The sequence below is a fragment of the Paraburkholderia unamae genome (assembly GCF_003268775.1).
Classification (GTDB): Bacteria; Pseudomonadota; Gammaproteobacteria; order Burkholderiales; family Burkholderiaceae; genus Paraburkholderia; species Paraburkholderia unamae.
In genome coordinates this window covers 25,540-38,557 of record NZ_QLSU01000030.1, presented here as the reverse complement: position 1 = coordinate 38,557, position 13,018 = coordinate 25,540, and the positions used below count along the sequence as shown (strand labels likewise).

The 13,018-nt window shown below is 64.8% G+C and carries 14 protein-coding genes; 7 read left to right on the top strand and 7 right to left on the bottom strand.

Annotation, left to right across the window (positions count from 1 at the left end; translation table 11 throughout):
• Window positions 1-72: 72 nt before the first annotated feature.
• The 5 genes from C7401_RS34710 to C7401_RS34690 form a co-directional block, all read right to left on the bottom strand.
• Window positions 73-336 (bottom strand): helix-turn-helix domain-containing protein, encoded by a 264-nt coding sequence (locus tag C7401_RS34710; RefSeq protein ID WP_112176506.1) that lies wholly within the window; start codon window positions 334-336, stop codon window positions 73-75.
• Window positions 333-1,319 carry a serine O-acetyltransferase EpsC gene (gene epsC, locus C7401_RS34705; RefSeq protein ID WP_112176504.1) on the bottom strand — a complete coding sequence of 329 codons (987 nt, stop codon included), beginning with the start codon at window positions 1,317-1,319 and terminating at the stop codon, window positions 333-335. Before epsC ends, C7401_RS34710 begins: the two co-directional genes overlap by 4 nt.
• Before the next feature lie 56 nt (window positions 1,320-1,375).
• Complete coding sequence (locus C7401_RS34700; RefSeq protein ID WP_112176502.1) at window positions 1,376-1,843, bottom strand: rhodanese-like domain-containing protein; 468 nt, start codon at window positions 1,841-1,843, stop codon at window positions 1,376-1,378.
• Window positions 1,844-2,248: 405 nt separating this feature from the next.
• Window positions 2,249-3,214: a 2-hydroxyacid dehydrogenase gene (locus tag C7401_RS34695; RefSeq protein WP_112176500.1), complete on the bottom strand. Its 966-nt coding sequence runs from the start codon at window positions 3,212-3,214 to the stop codon at window positions 2,249-2,251.
• 47 nt (window positions 3,215-3,261) lie between these two features.
• A complete protein-coding gene (locus C7401_RS34690; RefSeq protein ID WP_112176498.1) occupies window positions 3,262-4,650 on the bottom strand; it encodes an MFS transporter in 1,389 nt (462 codons plus the stop codon).
• Window positions 4,651-4,976: 326 nt separating this feature from the next.
• Here C7401_RS34690 and frmR point away from each other — a divergent pair, with 326 nt between their 5' ends.
• The 4 genes from frmR to C7401_RS34670 all read left to right on the top strand — a co-directional run bounded on the left by frmR (window position 4,977) and on the right by C7401_RS34670 (window position 7,671).
• The gene (gene frmR, locus C7401_RS34685) at window positions 4,977-5,252 is read left to right on the top strand and encodes a formaldehyde-responsive transcriptional repressor FrmR (RefSeq protein ID WP_112176622.1); all 276 of its coding nucleotides are present in this window, start codon (window positions 4,977-4,979) and stop codon (window positions 5,250-5,252) included.
• Between the two features lie 54 nt (window positions 5,253-5,306).
• Window positions 5,307-6,416 (top strand): S-(hydroxymethyl)glutathione dehydrogenase/class III alcohol dehydrogenase, encoded by a 1,110-nt coding sequence (locus C7401_RS34680; RefSeq protein WP_112176496.1) that lies wholly within the window; start codon window positions 5,307-5,309, stop codon window positions 6,414-6,416.
• Between the two features lie 22 nt (window positions 6,417-6,438).
• Window positions 6,439-7,014 carry an S-(hydroxymethyl)glutathione synthase gene (gene gfa / locus C7401_RS34675; protein WP_112176494.1) on the top strand — a complete coding sequence of 192 codons (576 nt, stop codon included), beginning with the start codon at window positions 6,439-6,441 and terminating at the stop codon, window positions 7,012-7,014.
• Window positions 7,015-7,380: 366 nt separating this feature from the next.
• Window positions 7,381-7,671 carry a hypothetical protein gene (locus tag C7401_RS34670; protein WP_112176493.1) on the top strand — a complete coding sequence of 97 codons (291 nt, stop codon included), beginning with the start codon at window positions 7,381-7,383 and terminating at the stop codon, window positions 7,669-7,671.
• A 187-nt stretch (window positions 7,672-7,858) separates the two neighbouring features.
• On the opposite strand, the gene C7401_RS34665 is transcribed toward C7401_RS34670, so the two are convergent.
• On the bottom strand, window positions 7,859-8,755 hold the full coding sequence (locus C7401_RS34665) for a LysR family transcriptional regulator (RefSeq protein ID WP_112176492.1): 897 nt from the start codon (window positions 8,753-8,755) through the stop codon (window positions 7,859-7,861).
• Window positions 8,756-8,865: 110 nt separating this feature from the next.
• On the opposite strand from C7401_RS34665, the gene C7401_RS34660 reads away from it, so the two are divergent.
• The gene (locus C7401_RS34660; protein WP_112176490.1) at window positions 8,866-9,834 is read left to right on the top strand and encodes an NmrA/HSCARG family protein; all 969 of its coding nucleotides are present in this window, start codon (window positions 8,866-8,868) and stop codon (window positions 9,832-9,834) included.
• A 415-nt stretch (window positions 9,835-10,249) separates the two neighbouring features.
• On the opposite strand, the gene C7401_RS44630 is transcribed toward C7401_RS34660, so the two are convergent.
• Entirely contained in the window at window positions 10,250-10,585 is a 336-nt protein-coding gene (locus C7401_RS44630) for a hypothetical protein (RefSeq protein ID WP_146758048.1), read from the bottom strand.
• Between the two features lie 296 nt (window positions 10,586-10,881).
• On the opposite strand from C7401_RS44630, the gene C7401_RS34655 reads away from it, so the two are divergent.
• Complete coding sequence (locus C7401_RS34655) at window positions 10,882-12,588, top strand: site-specific integrase (protein WP_112176488.1); 1,707 nt, start codon at window positions 10,882-10,884, stop codon at window positions 12,586-12,588.
• Window positions 12,566-12,928: a hypothetical protein gene (locus tag C7401_RS45790; RefSeq protein WP_258397344.1), complete on the top strand. Its 363-nt coding sequence runs from the start codon at window positions 12,566-12,568 to the stop codon at window positions 12,926-12,928. The genes C7401_RS34655 and C7401_RS45790 overlap by 23 nt, the downstream gene beginning before the upstream one ends.
• Window positions 12,929-13,018: the final 90 nt, after the last annotated feature.

The following is a 13,018-nucleotide window of genomic DNA, read 5'->3' as shown; positions in this document are numbered from 1 at the left end:
CTGTTGCGCGGTTCAACCGGCTATAGACGTCAAGGGGCATAAAACGACATGAAGGACAACAAGGAATTGCCCTCAGGGATGCAGCGGACTGACCGGCAGCGCCACGGCGTTCGCCACACCCACCGCGCCGCTCACGAGCAGCTCGCCTATGCTCACGCCCAGCGCGTGCGCGAGCTTTTCCACGGTGACGATCGAAGCGATGGCCGTGCCGCGCTCGATTTCACCGACGTAGGTGCGGTTGAGTCCCGCATGTTCGGCGAGGCGTTCCTGCGACCACGCATGCGCCTCGCGCAAACGCCGCACCGTGGCGCCGAAGTCGTGAACGATGGCACTCATCGCGGTGCGCCCGCTGCGATCGCGATCGGCGCAGGCGCGGGTACGGCCGTGTCGATCTCGGCGGTATATCCCGGCGTGGGCGCGCGCGTTTCGTGGCGCGAGATCGCCTGGGTGATGTGGGCGCCCGGCGGCACGCTTTCGGTCAACCAGACGTTGCCGCCGATGACCGCGCCCCGCCCGAGCGTGACACGCCCGAGTATCGTCGCCCCCGCGTAAATGACCACGTCGTCCTCGACGATCGGATGGCGCGCGAGGCCCTTCTCCAGATTGCCGGCGGCGTCGCGCGGAAAGCGCTTCGCGCCGAGCGTCACGGCCTGATACACGCGAACCCGTTCGCCGATCACGGCCGTCTCGCCAATCACGACGCCAGTGCCGTGGTCGATGAAAAATGCGCTGCCAATGCGCGCGCCAGGATGAATGTCGATGCCGGTGGCCGCGTGCGCAAGCTCCGAAATAATGCGCGCGAGCAACGGTAGTCCGAGCAGATAGAGCTCGTGCGCGAGCCGGTGATGCGTGATGGCGAGCACGCCGGGATAGCAGAGCAGCACCTCGTCCACACTGCCTGCGGCGGGGTCGCCATTGAAGGCGGCGAGCACGTCGGTGTCGAGCAGCGCGCGAATCGCGGGCAAACGCTGGGCGAATGCGCGCACCGCGGCGAGCGCGCGCGCATCGATCTCGCCGCGATCGGAGTCGGCGTGCCGGGCTTTGTAGCGCAGTTCGAGCCGTGCCTGCGCGAGCAGGGCATGCAGCGCCGCATCGAGTGCGTGACCCACGTAAAAATTCTCGCTCTCCTGGCGCAGATCGGGCGGCCCGAGGCGCATGGGGAACAGCACGCCCTTGAGCGTCTCGATCACGTCGGCCAGCGCCTCGCGCGCGGGCAGGTCGCGCCCGCCCGGCTCCAGCGCGCGCCGCTGCAACTCGCGCCATTGTTGTCGCACGCCCTGGAGCGCGTCGACGATCTCGGCCACATGAAATACGGTCACGCTCGTTCTCTCTTCGTTGTTCGTGTGAATGATCCGGCGCGCGGGATGAACCGTCGCTAGTCCTGCACCCACGGCAGGCCGCGAAAACGCCAGCCGTTGCGCACGCCGCGATGGCCCGCTTCGTCCAGATCGCCTTCGAAGCCTTCGCTGGCGTTGAACACGTGCGCGAAGCCCGCCTTCGCGGCGGCCTCGGCGGCCTGGGCCGAGCGGTGGCCGCTGCGGCACAGCAGCACGACCGCCGCGCCCTTGCCGGTCTTTGCCTCCAGCTCGCGCACGAAGCGCGGGTTACGCGTCAAGCTCGTGCCGGTCGCCCAGGCGACATGCAAGGTGTCCGGCACGTGGCCGACGAACTTGCGCTCCTCGCCCGTGCGCACATCGACGATCACCGCCTCGCCCGCCTGGTGCAGCGCCCACGCCTGCTCGGGCGTCACGCTGCCCGCATACGGCAGACCGGCTGCCTGAGCGACGCCGCGCGCGGCTACGAGATCCGCGTGCAGCGGCTTTTCCTGCAATTCCACTGTCATGAGTGTCTCCTTGGCATGTCGGCGGCGCGCATCGGGTTCGTTCGGGCTGCCGCCTTTAGACATCAGGATTCCACTATGCGGGCGCGGCAACGCGCCTCCAACCAATTAAAAATGCTATCCAAATGGGCGCGCGTGTCAGATGCAATTGCAGCTATTTGGAAACCATTGCGGATGGCTGCGACAAAGGCTCGTCGCCGGAGCACCCGGTGTCACGATCGGAGGAATTCGCGCGGAGGCAGGACGATTGCCGATGCCGACATCGAAGCCATCGGCACGGAGATTGGGAGGAAGGGAAAGTCGATCGCGAGTGCGATCGTTGGGAGGGCGGCTGGGACGGTGACGAGCGAGGAGCGAGCCGTGTTAATGCCTCACGATCCTCGCTCGCCGCCGCCGGATGACGTGTTTTCAGACAACCACGATTTCGCGCACGAGCGGATACTCGCTCACGAGCGGCGCACCAGCGAAGAACGCCGCGAGATTGCCCCGCACGAGTTCGGCCATCGCGGCGCGTGTTTGCAGGGTCGCACTCGAACGATGCGGTTGCAGCACCACGTTGTCGAGCGAAGCGAAGGCGGGATCGATAGCGGGCTCGTTCCAGAACACGTCGAGCGCCGCGCCGGCAATGCGCCGCTCGCGCAGATAATCGAGCAACACCGGTTCGTCGACAATGCTGCCGCGAGCGACATTGACCAGCATGCCGTCGGGCCCGAGCGCATCGAGCACGCGCGCGTCGATCAACGCGCGCGTGCCCTGATCGGCGGCCGCGCAAACGACCAGAAAATCCACCTCGCGGGCGAGATCGACAAGATTCTCGCACCACGCATACGGCACGTCGTCGAAGTGCATGCGGTCGTGGTACATCACCTGCATATCGAAGCCCGTCGCGCGCCTCGCGAGCGCGCGCCCTACCCGCCCCAATCCGACGATACCCAGCCGCTGGCCGAACACGCGCCGCGTGAGCGCGATCGGCTTGCGGCCCCAGTCGCCGCGCCGCACATAGGCATCGGCTGCGGGAATCTGCCGCGCGAGCGCGAGCAACAGCGCAATGCCCATGTCCGCCACGTCGCCGGTGAGCACGTCGGGCGTATAGGTCACGCGGATGCCCCGTGCCTTCGCGCGTTCGAGGTCGATCGCATCCACGCCCACGCCGTAGCACACGATGATTTCGAGCGCGGGCAGCGCATCGATCAGCGCCGCGCTCGCCCCGCTTTCGCCGTTGGTGGCAAGCGCGCGAATGCGCGGCCCCACTTCGTCGAGCAGACGCGCGGGATCGGCCGCATCGGAAAGGACGTGCAGCGTGTAATGCTGCGCGAGTGCGTGCATGTCGTCATCGGAATAACGCGTGACGACGAGTAGATCGGGTCGAGTCATGACAATGTGCGCGAGAGAAGGAACGGATGATTGTTGGAATGTCGGGATCAGCGGCTGCTTGCGCCAACGGCGTCGTCAAGGCGCGTGAGGTCGCGGCCGCGCGTTTCGGTCGAGAGCAGCGTGCCGATGACGGTGAGCAGCGACAGCGTGGCCATATACACGCCCATCACCCAGAATTTGCCGCCCGAGAGACCGACGAGCCAGAGTCCGAGAATCGGTGCGAGACCGCCTGCCAGCAGCGCGCCGATTTCACGCGAGAGCGCCACGCCGGAATAACGGTAGCGATTGCCGAACAATTCGGCGAAGTGCGCGCACTGCGAACCGAGCATGCTCTGCGCGCCGAACGTGAAGCCGCCCACGAGCGCGACCGTGACGAGGGTGGCGTCGCCGGTGCCGATCATCCACCAGGCCGGCACGGCCCACAGCACGGAGAAAATCGCACCGACGCGATACACGGGAATGCGCCCGACACGGTCGCTGAGCGCGCCAAAGAGCGGCGTGGTGAGGACGCTCAAGAGGCTGGCGATCAAGACGGCGCGCGTACCGACGCCATCGAGTTGAGCGCGCGGCAAATGCTGGTTGAGCGAAACGAAATTCGACAGATAAGCGATGGCGACCGCCGTGTAAATGGTCGACGCCCCCGTTTCACCGAGCCGCATGAGCGACGTCGCCACCAGCGGACGGCGGCCTTGCTTGAGCATCAGGCGCATCGGCGTGCCGATCACTTCGTGCTTCTGTTCGAGCGATTCGAATACGGGGCTTTCCTTGAGCTTGAGGCGAATCCAGATCGCCATGCCGATCAGCACGACGCTGCCTAGAAACGGCAGGCGCCATCCCCATGCGAGCAGGTCGGCTTCGCTCAACGACATTTGCAGGACCTTGAACGTGAGCGTGGCGAGCGCAAGCCCCGTGAAAATGCCGACGAACGGCAACGCCGCGAAATAGCCCCGGCGTTTGACCGGCGCGATTTCGGCCATCAGCGTGGCCGCGCCGGTTTGCTCGGCGCCCGCGCCGAAACCCTGCAACAGGCGCAGCAGGACCAGCATCACCGCGCCGATGGGGCCGGTCGGCAGCGCGCCGATCAGCGTCGTGGCGATACCCATGAGCAGCACGGTTGCGAGCAGCACGAACTTGCGGCCCTTGCGGTCGCCGAGCGAGCCGAAAAACAGGCCGCCGAGCGGGCGCGCGAGAAAGCCCGCGCCGAATGCGCCGAAGCTCGCGAGCAACCCGCCCGTGGCGCCGAAGCTCGCGAAAAAGACGCGATTGAAAACCAGCGCCGACGCGAGACCATACATCGCGAAGTCGTAGTATTCGAGCGCGCTGCCGACCGCGCCCGTGACGATGGCGCGGCGCAATTGCGCGGCCGAAGGCATGTGCACGGCGTGCGCGCCTTCGGAGCGAGAGAGGTCGCCTGGCGCGACGTTTCCGAGGGGCATTGTCTCCTCCAGTTTGATTCGAAATGGCGGCATGCCGCATGCACCCGCTTTGGGCGCGGATTTGCGCACGCTACCGGTTGTGTGGAACACATTTTGTTATCGGTAACACAGTGCGAAAGATAGCACGTTGAAGTGGATGCCTACAAGGCGTAATGAAGCGGGTTAACCCTGTGGCGTTGCGCACGCGTTGTGCTTGTCGAGCCCGCCGCAGTCTGCGATCCGGCGCGATTGAACGCCTTGGCGACATCATTTTCAATGGCGCAAACCTATACTCCCTGCCAGTATTGACCTATACTGCCAACCAGTATCCGGAAATCGACCCTGTCATGCCCCATTCCCCCGAAGAAAAGAAGCGTGTCTTGACGCGCGTGCGCAAGGTTCGCGGCCAGCTCGACGCGCTTGAGCGCGCCCTGGTGGAAGGCGCCGAATGCGCACCCGTGCTCCAGCAACTCGCGGCCATACGGGGGGCGATCAACGGTGTGATGGCCGGGGTGCTCGAAAGCCATTTGCGCGAAGAGTTCTCGCATCTCGCGGACTCGGAGCAGACGCCACCCGGATCGATCGACGATGTCGTAACCCTGATTCGAACCTATTTGCGCTAGTTCACCGCGCGGACCCGCAGCGGGTTGTTCGATCTTCTTTTTAACAGGACTGCTATGAAATCACGTGCTGCTGTTGCGTTTGCGCCGGGCAAGCCCCTCGAAATCGTCGAGATCGACGTCGAACCGCCCCGCAAGGGCGAGGTGCTGGTGAAGATCACGCATACCGGCGTGTGTCATACCGATGCCTTCACGCTTTCGGGTGACGACCCCGAAGGCCTCTTCCCCGTCGTGCTCGGCCACGAAGGCGCCGGCGTCGTCGTCGAGGTGGGCGAAGGCGTGACGAGCGTCAAGCCCGGCGATCACGTCATCCCGCTCTACACCGCGGAATGCGGCGAGTGTCTGTTCTGCAAGAGCGGCAAGACGAACCTGTGCGTGTCCGTGCGCGCCACCCAGGGCAAGGGCGTCATGCCCGACGGCACGAGCCGCTTCAGCTACAACGGCCAGCCCATTTATCACTACATGGGCTGCTCCACGTTCAGCGAATACACCGTGGTGGCCGAAGTGTCGCTCGCCAAAATCAACCCGCAAGCCAACCCCGAACAGGTGTGCCTGCTCGGCTGCGGCGTGACCACGGGCCTCGGCGCGGTGAAGAACACGGCCAAGGTGCAGGAAGGCGATACCGTCGCCGTGTTCGGGCTGGGCGGCATCGGCCTCGCCGTGATCCAGGGCGCGAAGCTCGCCAAGGCGGGCCGCATCATCGCCGTCGACACCAACCCCGGCAAGTTCGATCTGGCGCGCGCCTTCGGCGCCACCGACTGCGTCAACCCCAAGGACCACGAAAAGCCCATCCAGCAGGTCATCGTCGACATGACGACCTGGGGCGTGGATCACAGCTTCGAATGCATCGGCAACGTCAACGTGATGCGCGCGGCGCTCGAATGCGCGCATCGCGGCTGGGGACAGTCGGTGGTCATCGGCGTGGCGGGCGCGGGTCAGGAAATCTCCACCCGCCCCTTCCAGCTCGTGACCGGACGCCGCTGGCTGGGCACGGCCTTCGGCGGCGTGAAGGGCCGCTCGCAGCTGCCGGGCATGGTGGAAGACGCGATGGAAGGCAAGATCCAGCTCGCACCGTTTGTGACGCACACGAAGCCGCTCGCAGGCATCAATGAAGCGTTCGACTTGATGCACGAAGGCAAATCGATCCGGACAGTCGTTCATTACTGACACTGAAGGAAGGAGAAACACCATGGCCTCAGCTATTCATCCGACGGTTGACCGCGGCATCCAGAAAGGCGCCGAAAACTTCGCGGGCGGCACGTTGCGTTGCCAGTGCGCGCAAGACCCGGTCGAAGTGTGCATCGACTCGCAGGTGGCGTTCAATCACGCCTGCGGGTGCACCAAGTGCTGGAAGCCCGCGGGCGCGCTGTTCTCCGTTGTGGGTGTGGTACCGCGCGACAAGGTGACGGTAACGGCGCACGGAGAAAAGCTGAAGGTCGTGGACGACAAGGCCGTGATCCAGCGGCACGCCTGCACGGCGTGCGGCACGCACCTTTATGGGCGCATCGAGAACAAGGATCACGCGTTTTACGGTCTCGACTTCATTCACACGGAGCTTTCGAAAGATGCCGGCTGGGACGGCCCCGGATTCGCGGCCTTTGTTTCCTCGATCATCGAGAGCGGCACGCCGCCTTCGGCGATGGCCGATGTGCGTCAAACGCTGCGCGATAAGGGCCTGGAGCCGTACGATTGCCTGAGCCCCCCGCTCATGGACCTTCTGGCCGCGCAGGCGGCCAGGGCCAAGGGGACCTATCGGGAAGCTTGATGGCGGTGGCGTGCCTTGGCTTTGCCTGTGATGCGGCGCAAGACGGCCGGACTCAGGCGAAGCTGGGGCGCGGTCGTTTCGTTCACTCTGCGCTCCTTCTGCGAATACGCTCAGGCGTTAGCGCCCATCAACCGGTGTTCGAATCTGCATCGCCGCGAGATCGCACTCTTCAAATCGTCTGCATTCCTTCATTTCCATTCCGTCCGTTCGGTCCTTTGACCAGGAATATGGCCGTCCTGTGCCGCCTCGCCTGTCTCATCATGATGGAGCGTTACCTGAACTCGACAACGAAAATCAGGCAGCGTATCAACGGATTCTTTTGAGATCGGATTAGTATCGAGGGCCGCTTACACACGAGAGGTCAACATGTTCATGAAGGCATGGCGCGGTGAGGAACGGTTATGGAAGGTGTGGTGGCTATTCGGCCTGCCCTATGGCATCGCGGCCGGATTTATCCTGCGTACGTGTGTGCAACGCGAGGTATCCACACTCGCGTTGCTGGCCGTTGTGATGCTCTACGCCGCAGGACTGTTTCTATGGATGGTCTGTGCCTGGCGGTGCGCGCCCAATGTTCGAAAGTCAGTGTGGACCTCCACTTCCCGCGCGCTGATCGTGCTTCAAACGGTCGCGCTGGTCTGGCAGGCAGCCGACGCTTGAAACGCTTGCCGCCTGCTCGCGTTGGCGCTCGCCAGCGCCAGTGGGCGCGCGTGGCGCGACCTTCGATCCGGTTGCCAACCTCGCGGGCGGCCGGCATCGCGATGTGGGGCCTCGATGTAGCGCCTCGATGTGGCGCCTATCCATGGATGTTCCTGTTCCAGACTGAGCGGAGCCTTACGCTTCGAGGTCAGTTTGAAGCCGCTATCAGCGCTTCGCGCACCCAGCGCTGGCCATTGTGGGTGTGGTTACGCTCGTGCCACACCATACCCACTTCGAATCCTTCCACTGGAAACGGGCATTCGACAATCTGCAACTGACTGGTGCGATCGCGCACCAACCGTTGGGGCACCAGCGCGACGAAGTCCGATTGCGACACGATCTCCGGCAGGAACAGGAACGACGACGCCGATAGCACCACGTTGCGCCGGTGTCCCAGCGTGGCCAGCACGTCGTCTACCGGCGTGACGAAATCACCGCCGCGCAACGACACAATGACGTGCTCCAGTTGGGAGAACTGCGCCACGGTGATGCTTTCGCGTAGCCCTGGATGGCCGTGTCGACCGATCAGCACATAGCGCTCGTCGAACAGATGTCGCGTGCGCAGACGAGGCGCTGCCGCGCTCTGCGTCATCAGCGCAAGGTCCACTTCGCCACGCGCCAGCTGCGCCTCCAACTGCGGGATGTCCAGGCTGCGCAGTGCCACGCGCACGCCGGGTGCCAGTTTGCGCAGCCGAAGCACCAGCGGCTGAACCAGCGCAACCTGAAGGTAGTCGGTGCAGGCGATGACCACCGTTAGACTCGCCCGCTCGTGGTCGAAATCACTGTGCCGGGTCACCGTGGCGCGGACCTGGTCGAGTGCCTGACGCAGCGGGTCCAACAACTCCAGCGCCTTGGCCGTGGGCGTCATGCCTCGTTGCGCCGGAATCAGCAGCGGGTCGTCGAATAGATCGCGCAAGCGGCTTAGCTGCGCGCTCACCGCCGGCTGACTCAGGTGCAGGCGGCTCGCCGCCCTGGTGACGTTCTGCTCCACCAGCAGGGCTTCCAGCGTGACCAGCAGATTGAGATCCAGACGTGTGGTATCCATGGAACGGATAGTGGGTCAAAAGAATCCCAATTTTACATATACCCGCCACCGACCGAGACTAGGGGCTGATTCGCGAGCGCGAACGGCTCGCCCATATTCGGAGAAACCGCATGTCCAGCAGTTCACAAAGACCTTTGATCACCGTGGTCGGTGCGTCCAGCAAACAGGGCCGCAGCGTGGCTACGGCTTTGCTGGCCAGTGGACGCTACCGGGTGCGTGCGCTCTCCCGGCGTGCGGACAGCGCACCGATGCGCCACCTGGCCGAGCAAGGCGCCGAGATCGTCACGGTTGCGCTGGAGCTGGGTCGTCAAGCCGAGTTCACCGCGGCGATGCGTGGCTCTCACGGCGCCTTCCTGATGACGCCGCCGACCACACCGATGCCGCCCCCTGGTCAGCCCGAGCTGGCGCTGGGTCGCGAGCTTGCCGATGCGGCGTGCGCCGCAGGCGTGCAACATGTCGTGTGGAGCGGTCTGGAAAACGTCGAGGAACGCACCGGCGGCTGCAAGTGGGCGCCGCATTTTACTGAGAAGGCGCGGGTGGAAGCGCATATCCGCACGCTGTCGCTGCGCAGCACTTTCATCTATCTGGCGTTCTTTTACAGCAACTTCCTGGAGTACTACGTGCCCCGGCGCGGCGCCGATGGCAGCCTGATCTTCGCCATCTACTTGCCGCCGGACGTGCCCATGCCATTCGTGGACCCGCTCACTGCGGCCGGCCCCGCAGTGCTGGAAATATTCGACCATCCGGAGCAATACGCAGGCAAGGCCCTGCCCGTGATCGGCGAGATCCTGACCGCGCGGCAAATGGTGGACACGTTCGCCCGCGTGGCAGGACAGAAGGCGCAGTATGCCTCGGCCTACTCGCGTGACGAGCTGCTGCGGCACTTCCCCGCATTCGGCACCAGTGAATACGTTGTGCGTGAACTGGTGGGGATGGTTGAGTACGCGGTCGAATACGGCTACTACGCCCCCCAGCGCGATCTGGAATGGAGCCGAAAGATCGATCCTGACGCTTTGACCTGGGCGCAGTTCCTTAAGCGAAGCGAATGGTATGGACAACCAATGAGCTACGGTGCCTGATCCGAGGTGATGTGGCCCGGACGGCTGGCGTACGCGAATAAGACACAAAGGCGCTGAAATCGAGGGAGTCGAGTCTTATGTTCGAAGCTGAAACAGTGGAACTGATCTACCGTTCGCCGTTACACGGGATCCTGCTCCCCACCGGATGATTTGACATGCCCGCTGCCGGCCGCGGGCAATGAATCGTGCGCCTGGCGCGGCACCGTCCACAGCGGAATCCAGTTCTCTTCTCGCGGGTCAAGGCAACCAGGGCCATATGAAGCGAAGTCGTCAGCGCGAACCGATAGAACATTGCCAGTACCTCGATCAAAGAGATACCACTGTTCGACCGTCGGATCATCCCTGTATGGCGATGTCCGCAGCATGCCGCCAAGATCAAAGGAAAACGCCCATGCCCCAACGTGGGTGTCACGCGTCACAGCGACCAGCTTTGCCCGTCAAGTCGCGAAGCGGCGAAGGCGATACGGCCGTCAGGTGATTCACTATGAGCGGCCAAAGTGCCGTTGAGTGTGATTTGCCAATTGCAGCAATATATCCAGAGATGCCAATGGCCCGTCACGGTGACCAGCCTTCGGGCACATCGCGCTCTTGTTTTTGCGCTGGCGTCGGGCGGCGCGACCACGGGTTCGCGAATGCGAAGCTCAGGCTGACCGAATTCGAGCGTGAGAAAGCTCCCGTGCCCCTGCTTCACTCCCCAGGCAGGATAGTCATGAATCGGGCTCCACAGCCGATCAGATTCGACGGCATCCATTGCGAGCGTTTTGTCATCTGAGCGCATAGGAGGCAAAGCGTGTTTGTGGAGTACGTGATTATCGGCGCGGCTATCCTCTACCTATCCCGCAATTGACTGTCCCAGCAATCTCCGGCGCAACCGATAGACCGTAGACCTATCGTGCAAGGAATGCCTTCGGCCTCGCCGCTGCCCGCCCAACGCCATATAGCGCGACCAGCCAGAGTCCATGATTCTCCAAAACTCAACGCACAGTGCGTCCATTTAGATAAGCCTGATTATCATAAGGCACTCATTCATGTTGTAAACTATCCACCATGAAATCGCGCCCCATCCCACTGCCCGCCCCCGCCCCGTCCTCCTCGGCCGGTTTTCCCGACGCAGATGAACTCGCCGTGCTGCGTGCCTGGTATGAAGGGCTGCCGGTGAGGCAAGCCGTGGCGCGTTATCTGCCCGCCGCGCTCGGCGACGGGAAATCGGCGCGCGGCGTGCTCGGCCGCATCCGGCGGCGCTTGCAAGCCATCGCACGCGCCGCGCATCGCGACGATCTCGCGGCACTGCTCGCGCATCCCGTGGATGAACGCATCCAGCACGCCAAAGCCGTGGCGCAGGCCGTCGAAGCCTTGCGCGGCGCAAAAGCGCCCGAACCGCAAATCGCCGATGAAATTGCGCAGTGGTTCGCCCCGCGCGCCGTACGCGTGCTGCACGCGCACGGCATCACCACCCTAGCCGACCTCACGGTGCGCATCCCGCGCCGGCGCCAATGGTGGAAGGCCGTGCCGGGACTGGGCGCCGCGAGCGCGCGCGCCATCGAGGCGTTCTTCGCCGCCTGGCCCGCGCTCACCGAAAAGGCTCGCGCGCTCGTGGTGGCGAGCCAGCGCGGCGACATCGCGCCGTGGGAAACGCTGAAGCTGCCACACGAGGTGGACGGCTCCGAAGGCACGTTCCGCGCGCCGCGCGCGACCTGCACGCTCGACGCCTCCAACGACTACGAGGCCGTGCAGACCTGGCTGGCACTCCATGAAACGCCCGCCACGAAGCGCACCTACCGCAAGGAGGCCGAGCGCCTGATTCTCTGGGCGATCGTCGAACGCGGCCGCGCGCTGTCCTCGCTCACCACCGAAGATGCGCTCGCCTATCGCGCGTTCCTGCGCCATCCGTCGCCGCGCGGCCGTTGGGTCGGGCCGGTGCGGGCGCGCACGTCGCCGGAATGGCGGCCGTTCAACGGCAGTCTTGCCGCGCGCTCGGTCGCGCATGCGCTGACGGTGCTCGGCGCGCTGTTCCGCTGGCTCGTCGAGCAGCGCTATGTGCTTGCCAATCCGTTCGCAGGCGTGAAGGTGCGCGGCGGCAACGCTGCGTCGGTGCTCGACACCTCGCACGCCTTTACCGAAGGCGAATGGGCGTTGACACGCACCATCGCCGACGGCCTGGAATGGTCGTACGGCTGGGCCGCGCCCGCCGCGCAGCGACTGCGATTCCTGCTCGACTTCGGCTATGCAACGGGGTTGCGCGCGAGCGAACTGGTGGGCGGCACGCTCGGCCACGTGGAAACGGATGTGCGCGGCGATCATTGGCTGCGCGTGACGGGCAAAGGCGGCAAGGTGGCGCGCGTCGCGCTGCCGCCGCTCGCGTGGGAGGCGCTCGCGCACTATCTGGCCGAGCGCGGGCTGCCGGTCACGCAGGCGCGCTGGCGCCCGGAAACACCGATCATCGGCAACCTCGATGCCGACAGCGGCGCGGCCATCAGCAGCGTGCGGCTATGGGGCGTGTTGCGGCGCTTCTTCCGTCTCGCGGCAGATGCGATCGAGGCCGACCACCCGCCCCTCGCCGAAAAGCTGCGCCGCGCGAGCCCGCACTGGATGCGCCACACGCACGCCACGCACGCGCTGGGCCGCGGCGCGGAGCTGACGACCGTGCGCGACAACCTGCGCCACGCGTCGGTTTCGACGACTTCCATTTACCTGCACAGCGACGAGGTCAAGCGCGCACGGCAGATCGGCGATGCGTTCGCCGCGAAGAAATAGCCTCGCGCGCCGCGCACGCATAAGCTATGCCCGCGATGCCCAGGCACGCAATTCGCTACGCTGGCCCCGGGCAGAACACAGGAGCATTCATGAACCCGCACCGCGCGCGCTTGCGATACGATATTGCCATTGCGCCGCTGCCGTCATCGCCGCCATCGCCGCGGTCATCGCCGGTGGCGCGCGGGCGCAGACTTCCACGCCGATGGCGAAACCGCCGCATTCCGCTTCGGACGCGCTGAGCGCGTCAAACCCGGACCCCATGCCCGTGAAAAAGCCCCGCAAGCCCACCGACGACAATATGCTGCGCCGCGAGCCGGCGGGCGCGGCCACGGCAAAATAGCGCGACGGCATTCGCCCCGCCCCAAGAGCACTTCCAGGGCCAGTTCACGCTGATAGCGGACCCTGGCCATTTGCCAACGAAGCACACGGA

What these genes read in the sequence shown, in the direction of transcription:
- C7401_RS34710 (WP_112176506.1), bottom strand. Translation starts at nt 336, where the DNA reads ATGAGTGCCATCGTTCACGACTTCGGCGCCACGGTGCGGCGTTTGCGC.
- C7401_RS34700 (WP_112176502.1), bottom strand. Translation starts at nt 1,843, where the DNA reads ATGACAGTGGAATTGCAGGAAAAGCCGCTGCACGCGGATCTCGTAGCC.
- C7401_RS34695 (WP_112176500.1), bottom strand. Translation starts at nt 3,214, where the DNA reads ATGACTCGACCCGATCTACTCGTCGTCACGCGTTATTCCGATGACGAC.
- C7401_RS34690 (WP_112176498.1), bottom strand. Translation starts at nt 4,650, where the DNA reads ATGCCCCTCGGAAACGTCGCGCCAGGCGACCTCTCTCGCTCCGAAGGC.
- frmR (WP_112176622.1), top strand. Translation starts at nt 4,977, where the DNA reads ATGCCCCATTCCCCCGAAGAAAAGAAGCGTGTCTTGACGCGCGTGCGC.
- C7401_RS34680 (WP_112176496.1), top strand. Translation starts at nt 5,307, where the DNA reads ATGAAATCACGTGCTGCTGTTGCGTTTGCGCCGGGCAAGCCCCTCGAA.
- gfa (WP_112176494.1), top strand. Translation starts at nt 6,439, where the DNA reads ATGGCCTCAGCTATTCATCCGACGGTTGACCGCGGCATCCAGAAAGGC.
- C7401_RS34670 (WP_112176493.1), top strand. Translation starts at nt 7,381, where the DNA reads ATGTTCATGAAGGCATGGCGCGGTGAGGAACGGTTATGGAAGGTGTGG.
- C7401_RS34665 (WP_112176492.1), bottom strand. Translation starts at nt 8,755, where the DNA reads ATGGATACCACACGTCTGGATCTCAATCTGCTGGTCACGCTGGAAGCC.
- C7401_RS34660 (WP_112176490.1), top strand. Translation starts at nt 8,866, where the DNA reads ATGTCCAGCAGTTCACAAAGACCTTTGATCACCGTGGTCGGTGCGTCC.
- C7401_RS44630 (WP_146758048.1), bottom strand. Translation starts at nt 10,585, where the DNA reads ATGGATGCCGTCGAATCTGATCGGCTGTGGAGCCCGATTCATGACTAT.
- C7401_RS34655 (WP_112176488.1), top strand. Translation starts at nt 10,882, where the DNA reads ATGAAATCGCGCCCCATCCCACTGCCCGCCCCCGCCCCGTCCTCCTCG.
- C7401_RS45790 (WP_258397344.1), top strand. Translation starts at nt 12,566, where the DNA reads ATGCGTTCGCCGCGAAGAAATAGCCTCGCGCGCCGCGCACGCATAAGC.